The sequence below is a fragment of the Stutzerimonas sp. KH-1 genome (genome assembly GCF_054483855.1).
Window position 1 is genome coordinate 2,311,066 of sequence record NZ_CM137011.1, and the last position, 14,867, is coordinate 2,325,932.

The following is a 14,867-nucleotide window of genomic DNA, read 5'->3' on the forward strand; positions in this document are numbered from 1 at the left end:
ATGGGATTGACACTACATGACGAAACCGGCCCAAGTACATACCAATTCGTAGGCCGGGAAAATAATGTATTCTTACTATGCAACGATAACGGAAATTTTGCAGAGATTTATACGCCACTAAACTTGGATGATGAGTATAAAGACGAGCCATTCGACATCTATTTTCTAGCAAAGAAAGATGTAGTTGAAAATGAAATCTACCAAGTATACTCATCACAAAGCCGTATAGGGTGGTGTATCCCCATTAACGCTTTAGGCTCAGACCTGCATGATTATGCGGATGACCCACACTTTCTAAAGTACGCCTACAAAGCCATCGAGGGTGCTCTTCGATATCCGGACGATAGTAATATCTATAGGGCGATTGCTGAAATAGATCACTCAGGAAAAATAAATTTTCTAAATTTATTCCATCCTTATACCGTAATTCTAGTCATATGCAGAAATACAGTAACCCTCGAAAATCCATTTATTTTTGAGCACTGCATACCGTCCCTGGTCAAAAATGGTTATCAGCCTTTGACAACCAAAAACCCTTCTCAAATATGTCACGTAGGTATTCCGCCACAAGGCAGAAGACTAAGACTCAACTCTGCGGCAGAAGGCATTGAGAACTTTGACGTAATTCTTTCAATTTTAACCTCAGTAATTGCATACGAAGGAAATGCAGTATTCCGATTCTTCTATATCTACCAAATATTCGAGCTATTAATAGAAAGCATCTTAAAGCTTGAACAAGAGGAGGTCATTGAAAACCTATATCAATCCAAAGCAGACCCAGCCAAGAGCCGTGAGATTCTAAAAAACCTAAAAGATATGACTAGCGAGCAGGAACGGCTAAGGCTTCTTGTCACCAAGTACAGCAATTGCGCTGCTGAAGCCCAGGAGATAAGAAGAAGTTGCCAGAGCCTCACAACCTCGCTCGGTCTAAAATCAGGGAATAACTTTGAGGAGTTTTTTTATCCGATCAGAAATTTTCTGGTGCATAGACTTCGGGAGTTTCCTGAAGAGAGCGTCAGCCAACTGGAAGATGTTGTGCTACACACCATAGACTATGTTTCTAAGATACTAAGTAAATTCAACGCAAAACCAGCATCGTAACAGGGCATATTTAGAAAAAAGGGACAGACTTATTTAACAATCCGATAACTGAGCAAGGAGGCGTGATGAGATCAGATTGGGATGATGCACCGGAATACCTACGCAACAGAAAGAAGCCTAGCCCCTGGCGGTTCTTGGCGATCCTAGGTATCGGTTCAGCGGTGCTTTCGGCACTTGCATTTACATTCGGCAAGTCAGTAGTGCTGGACGTAAACCAGATCAAGCAAGGCATTCATGTCGGCGGCAAGCTTTGGTTTAACCAAGACCCAGAGCAGCCCATACAGCCGGTTAGCCAGCCTTCGGTTGCAAGCTACGAAGCCCCAGCAGCAGAACAAGCACCAGCACCCCAGCAGCGGCCGCTGACCCAGGAAGAAATCGACTGGTTCGAAGAGCGCACAGCGGAGGCGGTACAGTCCCGGCAAACATCGTTTAACGATAGCAATTACACGCCCAAACAGCCGGCGAGCATCTACACCCCGCCCGCAGCCCATCGGATTGCCGCAGCGACGCCCAGCACTAGCGCCCCCAGGTCGCGGTCGGTGAGCCGAGAACATACGTCGAAATGGATCAAGGGTTGGAACGGCGGAATCGACTATCTAGCCGAATGGGTATCCGTCAATAACTACATCGACGGAACCAGCGTATGCGCCAACCACCGTCGAGGCTCAATCGACTACCGCGAATGCCGCAAAGCCGCCAAGCAACACTTCCACGAGCAATGCCGGGCATGGCGAGCACGCTTCGACAGTGACCGCAAAGACCATAGCGACCGGATGAAGACGCGCTATTGCGGAGCGGCTAGTAGCTTTAACCCGATGGGCTGAATTAGCCAAACTTAAAATCAATAAATCTTAGGAGCGCTCGAATTGCTCGCCTTTAAGCTAATCGTAGTTTTCATTTACATTATTAGCTTTATTTTGAGCCTGGAAGACTCGATAGCAAAATCCCCACAAGGACGGATACTGCTCGAGGGGATAAAAAATGGCTCCATAAAACTATTTCAGTGGCTTGCTTCAGTAGATGCACGCGAAAGCTTGAGGGGGTTATCAAGGTTCACTGGATGGACTATCTCAGCGCTGTTTCTAGGAATTTGGATTTTTGGTAAAAAGCTTCCAAACGAAATAAGTGGAAGCTTAGCGATTGCATTCTTTGCAATGCTATTCTTCTGGACATCTATAAAATGGTTCTTAAATTTCAAACAACAGCTTTCTGAGCTGCGCGTCCCATTCTACATAATCATCACTCTTCCTTGGCTGATGCTTCTTCTTCAAAAAAATGGCCTAATGGACCATGAGCAATCTCCACATCTTGCGCTGGTACCTTTGCTCGTCGAGCTTGGATTCACAAACCATACAGATTACTTCTCAACTGCATTACTCTCAGGAATTCTAGCTATTGGATCTCTTTTATTTTTCTGCGTTGGAATCATCTTTTTTCTCATTGTGCCCGCAGCGATTTTTTTGCTGCTTGTAGGCAGCTCAAAAGTCAGCAACCATTTTTCAGTTGGAATGCCCATCTGGTTGCGACATGCGCTGCTCGTCTATTACTTCTTTGTAACTACCTATATGGCTGCTGGTGGGCTAGGTTTACTGAATTAGCAAGACCTGTCGATAAAGTGTCGAAAACACTGTGCCGAATTGCGACGAATCGAGCAGGCGGTTCGGTCTGGAAACCGCATAACGACACGCATTGAGCCGAAACGACACGCTAGGCAAAAGGGTTCGATTCCCTTCGCCCGCTCCAGTCTTCGAAGGCCCTGCTTATACGCAGGGCCTTTTCATTTGTGGCGGCGACATGCGTTGAGCCCTGACTACGATTGGGCTCAACGGTCGGTTTTCTTCTAGCCCATCACAGTCCTCAGCCGCGCAAAAAGGTCAGCACTCGCTGTGTGAAGGCATCGCCGGCTTCGACGTTGGATAGATGCGCAGCCTCGAAGGCGACCAGTTCGGCGCCTGGGATGTTTGCCTGGATGAACTCGCCGTGTTCGACGGTCGTAACCGGGTCCTTGGCGCCGCAAACGATCAATGTCGGTGCCTTGACCGCGGCAAGCTGCCCACGATAGTCGGCGTCGCGCACCGCCGCGCAGTTGGCAGCGTAGCCGTCCGGCGAGGTACTGGCGATCATGTCGGTGATGCGTGCCGCAACTGCCGGGTTGGCTTGGGCGAACTCGGCGGTGAACCAGCGCGCAATGGATGCATCACGCATGTCCCGCATGGTCTGTTCGCGGCCGGCCAGGACGCTGTCTATCCGAGCGTTCCACACTTCATCAGTGCCAATCTTTGCTCCGGTGTTGCAGAGCACCAGGCGCTGTAGACGCTCGCCCGCATGCATGCCCAACCACTGGCCGATCAGCCCGCCCATGGACAGACCACAGAACGCAAAGCGCTCGATACCAAACGCATCCAGCATGCCGAGCACATCCTGGCCCAGCTGTTCGATGCTATAGGGACCAGGCGTCACGCTGGAGCCGCCGTGTCCCCGAGTGTCGTAGCGCAGGACGCGAAAGTGCTCGGCGAACGCCGCAACCTGGTCGTCCCACATGCGCAGGTCGGTGCCCAGTGAATTGGAGAGCACCAGTACAGGAGCATTTTCCGCACCATCGAATCGGTAGTTCAGGCTGACATCGGCCAGTTTCACGCTCGGCATTGTTGTCCTCTCTTTCGTTTGTTCGATCAGGCCGCCCACCTCCAAGTGTTGGCCAATCACGCAGGCAGCTTTGTAGGTATCCGCTCGCATGTCGCAGAGATGGGTCGTGTGAACCAGCCACCCTCATAGGCTCGCGGCAGACGACTGCCGCCGCGAGCAACCTATAAGGCACCAGCTGTCAGACCCGCTCCACGGCCAGTGCCAGCCCCTGCCCTACGCCGACGCACATGGTCGCCAGACCGAGCTTACCGCCGGATTTCTCCAGCTGATGGACAGTAGTCAGCACCAGGCGCGCGCCGCTCATGCCCAGCGGATGGCCGAGGGCGATGGCGCCGCCGTTGGGGTTTACGCGGGCATCGTCGTCGGCCAGGCCGAGGTCGCGGGTCACCGCCAGCCCTTGGGCGGCGAAGGCCTCGTTCAGTTCGATGACGGCGAAGTCACTGACCGCCAGCTTCAGCCGCTCGCACAGCTTCTTCACCGCCGGTACCGGGCCGTAACCCATGATGCGCGGGGCGACGCCGGCACTGGCCATGCCGAGAACCCGGGCGCGCGGCTTGAGGCCGTACTTCTGCACCGCCTCGGCGCTGGCGAGAATCATCGCCGCCGCGCCGTCGTTGACGCCCGAGGCGTTGCCGGCGGTGACGGTCTTGTTCGGGCCGTTGACCGGCTTGAGCTTGGCCAGCGCTTCAGCGGTGGTGTCGGCACGCGGGTGCTCGTCAGTATCGACGATCGTTTCGCCCTTCTTGCCCTTGATCACCACCGGGACGATTTCCTCGGCGAAGAAGCCGGCCTGCTGGGCGGCGGCGGTACGCTGCTGGCTGCGCAGGGCGAAGGCGTCCTGATCCTCGCGGTTGATCTGCCACTGGTCAGCGAGGTTGTCGGCGGTCTGCGGCATCGCGTCAACGCCGTACAGCTCCTTCATTTTCGGATTGATGAAACGCCAACCGATGGTGGTGTCCTCGATCTTCTGGGTGCGGCCGAACGCCGTGTCGGCCTTGCCCATCACATAGGGCGCGCGGGACATCGACTCGACGCCGCCGGCAATGGCCAACTCCAGCTCACCGCTGGCGATGGCGCGGAAGGCTGTGCCCACCGCGTCCATACCCGATGCGCAGAGACGGTTGAGGGTCACGCCCGGCACCGTCTCCGGCAGCCCGGCGAGCAGCGCGGCCATGCGCGCGACATTACGGTTGTCCTCGCCGGCCTGGTTGGCGCTGCCCATGAACACCTCTTCGACCGCCGCTGGATCGAGCCCAGGGTTGCGTTCGAGTAGCGCCTTGAGCGGAATTGCCGCCAGGTCGTCAGCCCGCACGCCAGCCAGCGCGCCGCCAAAGCGGCCGATGGGGGTGCGTACGGCATCACAGATGAATACGTCGCGACTCATTCCTCTCCTCCTTGCTGGCCGTGGGCAGCGGCTGTGCGGGCTTCCAGGGCGCGCAACGCTTCCAGTTCCTCGGCGCGAGGCGCTTCGGTAGTACCGAGCGTTTCGGCGAAGCGGATCGCCCAGCCGGTGTTCTCCACCACCTGCTCGCGGGTCACGCCCGGGTGCAGCGCGGTGACAATGAACTCGTTGGTGCCGGCTTCCGGCTCCATGATGCACAGGTCGGTGATGATCGCGACAGGGCCCTTGCCGGGCAGGCCCAGCTGCTTGCGGTGCTCACCGCCCTCGCCGAAACCAACGGAAGTAATGAAGGCAAGCCTGTCGACGAAGGTGCGATGCGACTGTTTGAGGATGATCAGCACTTCCTTGGCGCTGCCAGCAATCTCCGGCGCGCCGCCGGCACCTGGCAGGCGCACTCTCGGCTGATGGTAGTCACCGATCACCGTGGTGTTGATATTGCCGTACTTGTCCACCTGCGCCGCGCCGAGGAAGCCTACGTCGATACGCCCACCCTGCAACCAGTAGCGAAAGATCTCGCCAGTCGGCACCACGGTGTCGGCGGTCTCGGCCAGTTCGCCATCACCGATGGACAGCGGCAGCACGGAAGGTTTGGCGCCGATCGGGCCGGATTCGTAGATCAACACGACCTCCGGAGCATGGGTCAGGCGCGCCAGGTTGGCAGCCTTGGACGGCAGGCCGATGCCAACGAAGCAGACGCTGCCATTGCCGAGGCGGCGGGCAGCGGCGACGGTCATCATTTCATTGGTGCTGTAGGCGCTCATCAGTTGGCCTCCTGCTGCTGGGCCAGCTTGCGCTGGAAGGCGGCGAAGTCTTCGGTGCCGCGGATGTAGGTATCGATCCAGGTAGTAAACGCCTCGCGGTCGCGGGCAATCGGGTCCCAGGCCTGGTAGAAGCGGTTGTCACGCTCGTAATAGCCGTGCGCATAGGAAGGATGCGCGCCGCCCGGCACCAGGCAGACCGCAGTCAGCGCCCAGGTCGGCAGCACGCAGGCGTTCATCGGCGCGTTCAACTCGTCGACGATTTCTTCGACGGTAACGATGCAACGTTTGGCGGCCAGCGCGGCTTCCTTCTGCACCCCGAGAATGCCTTGGATCAGCACGTTGCCCTTGCGGTCGGCCTTCTGCGCGTGGATCACGGTGACGTCCGGGCGCACACTCGGCACGGCGGCCAGCACCTCGCCGGTGAACGGACAGCTGACCGACTTGATCAGCGGGTTGACCTTCGGCAGGTCGGAGCCGGCGTAAGCACGCAGCACGGCGAACGGCAGGCCGGACGCACCGGCCACGTAGGCGTTGGCGAGATCGGCGTGGCTGTGTTCCTCGATCTCCAGCGGCTGCGGCCAGCCCTTCTCCACCGCATCACGCAGGCGGTGCAGCGAGCCGACGCCGGGGTTGCCGCCCCAGGAAAAGATCAGCTTCTTCGCGCAGCCGGCGCCGATCAGCAGGTCGTAGACCAGGTCCGGTGTCATCCGCACCAGGGTCAGGTCCTTGCGCTCCTGACGCACGATCTCGTGAGCCGCGGCGGTCGGAATGAGGTGGGTAAAGCCTTCCAGGGCGACCGTGTCGCCGTCGTGAACGAAGCGCTCGACGGCTTCGCGAAGTGTGAGAAGTTCAGCCATGAGTCGGTCTCTAGTCTTCGGTGCGCAACCTGCGCGTTGACGAAAACATTAACGACCACGGCAAGGCGTCACAATCCGATAATCGACATATCGTTCGATTAACGAACAACTTACGAAGAGCGGTTTGCACCCAATGCGCGTGCATGCTGAGGCACCGAAGCCTGCCACGACCGTCTCAGTGGAATAAGCGGGTACTGAGTTCCCGGCTGGCCTCCAGCAGCACTGGCAGGAAACGGGTCTCCAGTTCCTGACGGGATACGCGACCGGCGTGGGTGCCGACATTGAGCGCTGCGAGCACCTGCCCGGCGGAATCCTTGAGCGGCACCGCCAGCGAGCGCAGCCCTACTTCCAGTTCCTGGTCGATGATGACCCAGCCCTGCCGGCGAATCTCCTTGATGCTCTCGCGCAGCGCTTCGGGTGTGTGCAAGGTGCGGCTCGTCTTGATCTGCAGATCGGCACGGTCGAGATACTCGTCTAACGCCGCATCATCCAGTGCCGCCAGCAGGATGCGGCCCATGGAGGTGCAGTACGCGGGCAGCCGGCTACCTACCGAAAGGTCCACGGAGATCAGCCGCTGCGGCGTCGCCGAGCGCGCCACATAGAGCACCTCGTCACCTTCCAGGGTCGCCATCGAACAGGCTTCATGGAGCTGTTCGCTGAGACGGTCGAGGATCGGCTGGGCAGTCACGGCCAGCGGCGTGGACGACAGATAGGCGTGGCCCAGTGTCAGTACCTTGGGCAGCAGCGAATAGGTGCGCCCGTCGGTGGTGACGTAGCCGAGTTTCATCAGCGTATGCAGACAGCGGCGCACGGCGGCGCGGGGGATCTCGGTGCGATGGCTGATCTGCGCGATGGTCAGATGACGCTTGCGTTCCTGAAAGGCGTGGATCACTGCCAGACCGCGGGCCAGCGACGTCATGAAGTTCGGATCGCCGGTCAGCGCTTCGATGCGTTTGGCCGGCGAGGCGACGATGGGCGGTGCCATCGACGGAGAATGAGCACGCTGATCGTCGGTCATTGGCGTGAACCTGGACATGTAGTGGATGGGCGATTATCGACATGCAGGCCGATTATCGCCAGCTGTGTGAGTGTAGCAACGGCCGAACCGAGCCGGCGCCCCGGCGTCTACTGACCAGGCGGCCTCATACGGCAACACACTCATGACGCAACGGAGGACACTGGATGGATGTGACCCGCGGAGTAGTCTGGCTGGCACGCAGCGGTTACGCCGCGCGTGGCGTGGTCTACGTGATCGTCGGTTTTTTTGCGCTCATGGCCGCGCTGGGCGCGGGCGACACCGTGGATACCCGCGGCGCAGTACAACAACTGCTCGGGCAACCCTTCGGCGCGGTGCTGCTCTGGCTGGTGGTGATCGGCCTGCTGGCGCATGTGGCTTGGCGCCTAACCCAAGGCATTGGCGATACCGACCGGCACGGCCACGATGCCAAGGGCCTGCTGGTACGTGCCGGCCTAGTCGGCAGCGGCGTGGTGAATCTGTTGCTTGCGCTGTTCACCCTGAGCCTGCTGGTGAGCGGCCTGGACCGTTTCGCCGAGAGCGGCGGCGGTTCCGGTAGCGACAGCACCGACAGCCTCATGCGGCTGCTGGGCCTGAAACATTCGCACTGGCTGATCTGGGCGATCGCGCTGATCCCGCTCGGCGTCGGCATCGCCCACCTGATCAAGGCCTGGCGCGCGCATTTCGAGCGCTACTTCCAGTGCGACGAGGGCACCATGCGCCTGGTTCGCCCGGTCTCACGCATCGGCCTGGCGGCACGCGGCTGCGCCTTCCTGATCATCGCCGGCCTGCTGTTCATGGGCGGCAGCCGTTACGAACCGACCGACCCGCCGGGCCTCAAGGAAGCATTGGAAGCTCTGCAGGGCATGCCAGCTGGTGGCGTGATGTTGCTGGCCGTCGGCGCCGGACTGCTGGCCTTTGCCCTGTACAGCTTCGCCGAAGCGCGCTGGCGGCGGATCGATTTGTCCGAGGTGATGGATTGAGTGGATTGGCGGTGGGCCGGGCTGGATCCTGACGCCTTGAATCGGATCGACCGTAGCGGTGGGCTGAAGCCCACCCTACGCAGGACTGGCACGACGGTTGTGCACGTCCGCTTTTTGTAGGGTGGGCTTCAGCCCACCACGAGCGCGCATCCACTCCGGTCATCAACCGGCGTGGTAATCCGCATCCGCCTCCTCGAAGCGCTTGACGATGCTGGCTGCCGGCTCGGCGCCCAGCTTGCTCACCACGACGATGGCGATGCTGGCAAGGATGAAGCCCGGGATGATTTCGTACAGCCCCAGACCGATGAACTCCTTCCACACCACCACGGTGACCGCCCCCACCAGCATGCCGGCCAGGGCGCCGTTGCGGGTCATGCGCTTCCACAGCAGCGAGATCAGCACCACCGGACCGAACGCCGCGCCGAAGCCAGCCCAGGCGTATGACACCAGACCGAGCACCTTGCTCTCCGGGTTGGAGGCGATGCCGATGGCGATCAGCGCGATCAACAGCACCATGCCGCGACCGACCCAGACCAGTTCGGTCTGCGAGGCGTTCTTGCGCAGCATGGCCTTGTAGAAGTCCTGGGTCAGCGCGCTGGAGCTGACCAAGAGTTGCGCACTGAGGGTGCTCATCACCGCCGCCAGCACGCCGGAGAGTATGATGCCGGCCACCCACGGGTTGAACAGGATCTTCACCAGCTCCATGAACACCCGCTCGCCGTTCTGGCTCACCGCACCGGCCTGCTCCGGGTGATCGGCGAAGTAGGCGATGCCGAGGAAACCCACCGCCACGGCACCGGCCAGCGTCAGGATCATCCAGGTCATGCCGATGCGACGGGCGTTGGGAATGGTCTTGATCGAGTCGGCGGCCATGAAGCGCACCAGAATGTGCGGCTGGCCGAAGTAGCCCAGGCCCCAGGCCAGCAGCGAAATGATCGCGACGAAGGACAGCCCGCGGAACATGTCGAAGTTGGCCGGGTTCTGCGCTTCGATAGTGGCCATCGCGGTGCCCATGTCGCCGAGGGCGAGAATGACGAACACCGGGGTGATCAGTAGCGCGAAGATCATCAACGTGGCCTGTACGGTGTCAGTCCAGCTCACCGCGAGGAAGCCCCCGATGAACACATAGAGGATGGTCGCCGCCGCGCCGACCCACAGCGCGTACTCGTAGGGCATGCCAAAGGTGGACTCGAACAGCCGCGCGCCGGCCACCACGCCCGAGGCGCAGTAGATGGTGAAGAACACCAGAATCACCAGCGCGGAGAAGATCCGCAGCATGCGGCTCTCGTCCTCGAAGCGGTGCGAGAAATAGTCCGGCAGGGTCAGCGCGTTGTGGTTGTGCTCGGTGTGCACGCGCAGGCGCCCGGCGACGAACAGCCAGTTCAGCCAGGCGCCGATGATCAGGCCGATGGCGATCCAGCTTTCCGACAGGCCGGCGACGAAGATCGCGCCGGGCAGGCCCATCAGCAGCCAGCCGCTCATGTCGGAGGCGCCGGCCGACAGCGCCGTGACGAAGCTACCGAGGCTGCGGCCGCCGAGGATGTAGTCAGAGAAGTTCTTGGTGGCGCGGTAGGCGATGAAGCCGATCAGAATCATCGCCGCAATGTAGATCACGAAGGTGATCAGAGTGGGTGTGCTGACGTTCATGGGACTTGTTTTCCTTGTTGGTCCTGACGTTCCATCGCCAGCGCGGACAACGACCGGCACCCGCAACGGAACAATCGAGGGGCGCAAGAATAGCGCGTCATCCGCGTACTTGCGCGTGACCGCGAGGTTCTGCCTGCCAGAATGAACGAGGGCCGGCAGTAGCTGCCGGCCCTCGTCAGTGCTGCAAGGCAATTGTCCGCCTTAGAACGCCAGGCGCACGCCTACGGTCAGGTTGCGACCGGGCAACAACACCTCATCCTTGATGAAGGAGGTGTGCTGACGGGCCTTTTCGTCCAGCAGGTTGTTGGCCTTGAGGTAGAGCAGGTAATCGGTCTGGTTCAGCAAGCCGCTATAACCGAGGCTGGCGCCCAGCATGTTGTAGCCCCCGGTTTCGCTTTCGTAGTCGGCCAGCTCGTCCTGGCGCTGCACCCGATAGAACTCCAGCTGGCCATTGAGTGCCGGGGTGAAGCTCTGGTCCAGCCGCACACCCAGGCGATCGGCAGGGATACGCGGCAGGTCGCCACCGCCGTCGCGCAGCTTGCCGCGCACGTGGTCGCCAAAGAGGGTGAACGCGGTGGCGTCGGTGGCCTGGAAGCGCACCTCCCCCTCCGCCCCGGTGAGCACGGCGTCCTGCTGGCGGTACTCGATCTCGCGGTAGCCGCCACCGATGTCGTTGCCAGTGTCGGCGGCATAGATGAAGTCATCTACCTCGTTGCGGAAAACGCTGAGGCTGAAGGTCGTGCGGCCGGCAAACTTGCGCAGGGTGATTTCGGCGTTGTGCGAGGTTTCCTCCTCCAGGTCGACATTGCCCAGCTCGACGGTGCGGGTCGCGGCATGCGGGCCGTTGGCGTAGAGCTCTTCGGCGCTGGGCAGGCGTTGCGAGCGCGTGAGCGAGAAGCCCAGCGAGTACTGCGGAGCGAAGGTCCAGACCGCACCGGCGGACATCGAGGTGCCGCTGTGATCGGTATCCGGGCGGCCATCGGCATCGATGTCCTGCCATTCGTGGCGCAGGCCGAGTTCATAGCGCCAGGAGCCGGCGGTGTATTCCTCGAGCAGGAACAGGCCGTGGTTGCGGGTCAGCGTCTGCGGCACGTAGGCCTCCTCGCCGAGGGCTTCGAAGTCACGACGCAGGGTCTGTGCGCCGAGCACGCCGCGCCAGCCGAACAGCGGCTGATGGGTCAGTTCCAGGCGGGCGTCGGTGGCGTCATTGTTGAAGCGGGTGCCCACTTCACCGCCTTCGATTTCCTTGTGCTGATAGTCGCTGTGGCCGATGCGCAGCCGCGCCAGCTCGAAGCCCGGCAGCGGATCGCTCAGCTCGCCGCGCAGATCCCAGCGCTTCTGGCGCATGTCGACATAAGGCACGCTGCCATGCTCGTCATGATCATGGTCGTCGTCATCGTCGTGATCATCATGGGCACCGCAGTGCCAGTCGCTGCCGTGGGTATGGCAATCGGCGTGCTCATGGGCCAGCAGCCCGTAGCGATTGTTCTGCTCACCGTAGGCGGCGCCGATGTAACCGCGCTCGCCGATGAAGCTTGCGCCCAGGTTGAAGCTGTCGGTGTCGTTGTAGGAGCCTTCCTGCTTGTCCGGCGAGCCGGGGATTTCATAGGGGTCGGCCTGGCGTTTGGTGCCCTCGGCGCGGACAGCGAAGTTGCCGCTGCCAGCAGTGATACCGAACACCCCTGCCCCTTCGTTGGCGACGCTGTTGGCGCGTAGCTCCAGCTCGCCTTCGTAGCCCTTCTCCGGAACGCGGGTGGGTACCTTCTTGTCGATCACGTTGACTACCCCGCCGATGGCGCCGCCACCGTAGAGCAGGGTCGCCGGCCCCTTGAGCACCTCGATGCGCTCGGCCAGTAACGGCTCGCTGGTCACCGCGTGGTCGGGGCTGATGGTCGAGGCGTCGAGCAGCTCCACGCCATCGCTCAGCACCTTGACCCGAGCGCCGTCCAACCCGCGAATCACCGGGCGCGCCGCACCGGCGCCGAAGCTGCTGGAGCGAACTCCGGGCAGGCTTTCCAAGGTTTCACCCAGCGTTGCCTCGCGACGCAGCACCAGTTCATCTCCCTCCATCACGGCAGCCGGCGTGGTCATTTCATGGCTCTGCTTGGCTAGACCGCTGGCGCTGACCACGACGGATTGCAGTTCGACCGGCTCGGCCGCCCAGGCAGCCGGAACCAGGGCCAGGCTGATCGCCCAGGCCAGGGGATGACGCTTCAGTTTCATGTGACTCTCCAGACAATGGCGGTTGCCTTCCGAGGCAACCGAAGACGGCTGTGCGCCGGCATCCGGTAGCGGTGCCAGCTTCGCCGGGCGAGAATCTAACATGTTATATCGTAACGTTTAAGCCTGTTTTTCCAGTAACAGGTACAACGGATGAACCCTGTTCGTGGTCGACATGGAAACGCCGGGCGAACCGCGCGCGGCTTTTGCACCGCTTCGGGAGATAGATCATGACCGTAGACATCGACACCACCACGGGTACCTGCTGCGTGGTCATCAACGGCAATACGCACCGCAGCGCCCTGATGGACGTACGCATCACCACCGATCCACAGGCGCGGATGTCGGTGATGAATATCGACGGCGCAAGCATCCATGTGCCGGAAGACGAAGCCGAGCATCTGATCGCCGCGGGCGCGGTGGATGACCGGTCCAATCTGGTCGCGGACGACTGAAACTGCGGCAGAAAAGCAAAACCCCGGCTAGCCGGGGTTTTTTGTAGGTGCTCGCAGCAAAATCCTCTGCAGCCTTTGGAAGTGCGCCCCGCTTCGACTTCAGCTTTCGAGCCGGGGCGACACTCCGACACTGGTCTTAGCCGGCGTGGTAATCCGCGTCGGCTTCCTCGAAGCGCTTGACGATGCTCGGGGCCGGCTCGGCGCCCAGCTTGCTCACCACATAGATGGCAATGCTGGCGAGGATGAAGCCCGGGATGATCTCGTACAGACCCAACCCGATGAATTCCTTCCACACCACCACGGTGACGGCACCGACCAGCATCCCGGCCAGCGCGCCGTTGCGGGTCATGCGCTTCCACAGCAGCGAGATCAGCACCACCGGGCCGAACGCCGCGCCGAAACCGGCCCAGGCGTAGGACACCAGACCCAGCACCTTGCTGTCGGGGTTGGAGGCGATGCCGATGGCGACCAGCGCGATCAGCAGCACCATCGCCCGGCCGACCCAGACCAGCTCGGTCTGCGAGGCGCTCTTGCGCAGCATGGCCTTGTAGAAGTCCTGGGTCAGGGCGCTGGAGCTGACCAGCAGCTGCGCACTGAGGGTACTCATTACGGCAGCGAGGACGCCGGAGAGGATGATGCCGGCGACCCACGGGTTGAACAGGATCTTCACCAACTCGAGGAAAACACGCTCACCATTCTGGCTAACCGGCCCGGCCAGTTCCGGGTGTCCGGCGAAGTAGGCGATACCGAAGAAGCCCACCGCCACGGCACCGGCCAGCGTCAGGATCATCCAGGCCATGCCGATGCGGCGGGCGTTGGGGATGGTCTTGATCGAGTCGGCGGCCATGAAGCGCACCAGGATATGTGGCTGGCCGAAGTAGCCCAGGCCCCAGGCCAGCAGCGAGATGATCGCGACGAAGGAGAGCCCGCTGAACATGTCGAAAGCCGCCGGATTCTGGGTGGCGATGGTATCCATCGCGGCGCCCATGTCGCCCAGGGCGAGGATGACGAATACCGGGGTGATCAGCAGCGCGAAGATCATCAGCGTTGCCTGCACGGTGTCGGTCCAGCTCACCGCGAGGAAGCCACCGATGAACACATAGAGGATGGTCGCCGCGGCGCCGATCCACAGTGCGTATTCGTACGGCACACCGAAGCTGCTCTCGAACAGCCGCGCACCGGCGACCACGCCCGAGGCGCAATAGATGGTGAAGAACACCAGAATCACCAGCGCGGAGAAGATCCGCAGCATGCGGCTCTCGTCCTCGAAGCGGTGCGAGAAGTAATCCGGCAGCGTCAGCGCGTTGTGGTTGTGCTCGGTGTGCACGCGCAGGCGACCGGCAACGAACAGCCAGTTCAGCCAGGCGCCAACGATCAGGCCGATGGCGATCCAGCTTTCCGAGAGGCCGGCGACGAAGATCGCACCGGGCAGGCCCATCAGCAGCCAGCCGCTCATGTCCGAGGCACCAGCCGACAGCGCAGTGACAAAGCTGCCGAGGCTGCGGCCGCCGAGGATGTAGTCGTCGAAGTTCTTGGTGGCGCGGTAAGCGACGAAACCGATCAGGATCATCGCCGCGATGTAGATCAGAAAGGTGATCAGCGTGGGTGTACTGATGCTCATGTGTGTCCCTCGTTAGTTGTTGTTCGGCGCAACGCGAGAAGACCCACGCGGCACCTTGGCAGAGGGCGATAGCGAAAAGGCCATCACCTGTGACAGGCCCAACCGGACCCGTCAGTGGCGGAAGAGCGTCCGCCAACTGTCCAATTGTTGTTGTGTTCC

General features: G+C 60.9%; 13 protein-coding genes. 5 read left to right on the forward strand and 8 right to left on the reverse strand.

Annotation, left to right across the window (positions count from 1 at the left end; genetic code table 11):
* The 3 genes from ACX1DW_RS11140 (at window position 1) to ACX1DW_RS11150 (ending at window position 2,699) form a co-directional block, all read left to right on the forward strand.
* Window positions 1-1,101 (forward strand): hypothetical protein, encoded by a 1,101-nt coding sequence (locus ACX1DW_RS11140; RefSeq protein WP_458993357.1) that lies wholly within the window; start codon window positions 1-3, stop codon window positions 1,099-1,101.
* 65 nt (window positions 1,102-1,166) lie between these two features.
* Window positions 1,167-1,925: a hypothetical protein gene (locus tag ACX1DW_RS11145; protein WP_458993358.1), complete on the forward strand. Its 759-nt coding sequence runs from the start codon at window positions 1,167-1,169 to the stop codon at window positions 1,923-1,925.
* 42 nt (window positions 1,926-1,967) lie between these two features.
* Window positions 1,968-2,699, forward strand: coding sequence for a hypothetical protein (locus ACX1DW_RS11150; RefSeq protein ID WP_458993359.1), 732 nt, complete (start codon window positions 1,968-1,970; stop codon window positions 2,697-2,699).
* A 259-nt stretch (window positions 2,700-2,958) separates the two neighbouring features.
* On the opposite strand, the gene pcaD is transcribed toward ACX1DW_RS11150, so the two are convergent.
* From pcaD to ACX1DW_RS11175, 5 genes are all read right to left on the reverse strand, one after another.
* On the reverse strand, window positions 2,959-3,747 hold the full coding sequence (gene pcaD / locus ACX1DW_RS11155; protein ID WP_458993360.1) for a 3-oxoadipate enol-lactonase: 789 nt from the start codon (window positions 3,745-3,747) through the stop codon (window positions 2,959-2,961).
* Window positions 3,748-3,925: 178 nt separating this feature from the next.
* Complete coding sequence (gene pcaF, locus ACX1DW_RS11160) at window positions 3,926-5,131, reverse strand: 3-oxoadipyl-CoA thiolase (protein WP_458993361.1); 1,206 nt, start codon at window positions 5,129-5,131, stop codon at window positions 3,926-3,928.
* Window positions 5,128-5,910, reverse strand: coding sequence for a CoA-transferase subunit beta (locus ACX1DW_RS11165; RefSeq protein WP_200599997.1), 783 nt, complete (start codon window positions 5,908-5,910; stop codon window positions 5,128-5,130). The genes pcaF and ACX1DW_RS11165 overlap by 4 nt, the downstream gene beginning before the upstream one ends.
* On the reverse strand, window positions 5,910-6,767 hold the full coding sequence (locus tag ACX1DW_RS11170) for a CoA transferase subunit A (protein ID WP_156244484.1): 858 nt from the start codon (window positions 6,765-6,767) through the stop codon (window positions 5,910-5,912). Before ACX1DW_RS11170 ends, ACX1DW_RS11165 begins: the two co-directional genes overlap by 1 nt.
* A 175-nt stretch (window positions 6,768-6,942) precedes the next feature.
* The gene (locus ACX1DW_RS11175) at window positions 6,943-7,785 is read right to left on the reverse strand and encodes an IclR family transcriptional regulator domain-containing protein (protein WP_063541179.1); all 843 of its coding nucleotides are present in this window, start codon (window positions 7,783-7,785) and stop codon (window positions 6,943-6,945) included.
* A gap of 164 nt (window positions 7,786-7,949) precedes the next feature.
* Here ACX1DW_RS11175 and ACX1DW_RS11180 point away from each other — a divergent pair, with 164 nt between their 5' ends.
* The gene (locus tag ACX1DW_RS11180) at window positions 7,950-8,765 is read left to right on the forward strand and encodes a DUF1206 domain-containing protein (protein WP_200600001.1); all 816 of its coding nucleotides are present in this window, start codon (window positions 7,950-7,952) and stop codon (window positions 8,763-8,765) included.
* Between the two features lie 162 nt (window positions 8,766-8,927).
* On the opposite strand, the gene putP (ACX1DW_RS11185) is transcribed toward ACX1DW_RS11180, so the two are convergent.
* Both putP (ACX1DW_RS11185) and ACX1DW_RS11190 read right to left on the reverse strand, forming a co-directional pair.
* Entirely contained in the window at window positions 8,928-10,412 is a 1,485-nt protein-coding gene (putP, locus tag ACX1DW_RS11185; RefSeq protein ID WP_458993362.1) for a sodium/proline symporter PutP, read from the reverse strand.
* 201 nt (window positions 10,413-10,613) lie between these two features.
* On the reverse strand, window positions 10,614-12,635 hold the full coding sequence (locus ACX1DW_RS11190) for a TonB-dependent receptor (protein ID WP_458993363.1): 2,022 nt from the start codon (window positions 12,633-12,635) through the stop codon (window positions 10,614-10,616).
* Window positions 12,636-12,862: 227 nt separating this feature from the next.
* On the opposite strand from ACX1DW_RS11190, the gene ACX1DW_RS11195 reads away from it, so the two are divergent.
* Window positions 12,863-13,087: a DUF3203 family protein gene (locus ACX1DW_RS11195; protein WP_044315209.1), complete on the forward strand. Its 225-nt coding sequence runs from the start codon at window positions 12,863-12,865 to the stop codon at window positions 13,085-13,087.
* A gap of 136 nt (window positions 13,088-13,223) precedes the next feature.
* Here the strand turns inward: ACX1DW_RS11195 and putP (ACX1DW_RS11200) are convergent, their stop codons facing one another.
* Window positions 13,224-14,708, reverse strand: a complete 1,485-nt coding sequence (gene putP, locus ACX1DW_RS11200) for a sodium/proline symporter PutP (RefSeq protein WP_063541175.1) — start codon at window positions 14,706-14,708, stop codon at window positions 13,224-13,226.
* Window positions 14,709-14,867 lie beyond the last annotated feature (159 nt).

Excerpts from the sequence above, each read along its gene's own strand:
- pcaF (WP_458993361.1), bottom strand. The coding sequence starts at position 5,131 with ATGAGTCGCGACGTATTCATCTGTGATGCCGTACGCACCCCCATCGGC.
- putP (WP_458993362.1), bottom strand. The coding sequence starts at position 10,412 with ATGAACGTCAGCACACCCACTCTGATCACCTTCGTGATCTACATTGCG.
- pcaD (WP_458993360.1), bottom strand. The coding sequence starts at position 3,747 with ATGCCGAGCGTGAAACTGGCCGATGTCAGCCTGAACTACCGATTCGAT.
- ACX1DW_RS11165 (WP_200599997.1), bottom strand. The coding sequence starts at position 5,910 with ATGAGCGCCTACAGCACCAATGAAATGATGACCGTCGCCGCTGCCCGC.
- putP (WP_063541175.1), bottom strand. The coding sequence starts at position 14,708 with ATGAGCATCAGTACACCCACGCTGATCACCTTTCTGATCTACATCGCG.
- ACX1DW_RS11170 (WP_156244484.1), bottom strand. The coding sequence starts at position 6,767 with ATGGCTGAACTTCTCACACTTCGCGAAGCCGTCGAGCGCTTCGTTCAC.
- ACX1DW_RS11190 (WP_458993363.1), bottom strand. The coding sequence starts at position 12,635 with ATGAAACTGAAGCGTCATCCCCTGGCCTGGGCGATCAGCCTGGCCCTG.
- ACX1DW_RS11145 (WP_458993358.1), top strand. The coding sequence starts at position 1,167 with ATGAGATCAGATTGGGATGATGCACCGGAATACCTACGCAACAGAAAG.
- ACX1DW_RS11175 (WP_063541179.1), bottom strand. The coding sequence starts at position 7,785 with ATGACCGACGATCAGCGTGCTCATTCTCCGTCGATGGCACCGCCCATC.
- ACX1DW_RS11195 (WP_044315209.1), top strand. The coding sequence starts at position 12,863 with ATGACCGTAGACATCGACACCACCACGGGTACCTGCTGCGTGGTCATC.
- ACX1DW_RS11180 (WP_200600001.1), top strand. The coding sequence starts at position 7,950 with ATGGATGTGACCCGCGGAGTAGTCTGGCTGGCACGCAGCGGTTACGCC.
- ACX1DW_RS11140 (WP_458993357.1), top strand. The coding sequence starts at position 1 with ATGGGATTGACACTACATGACGAAACCGGCCCAAGTACATACCAATTC.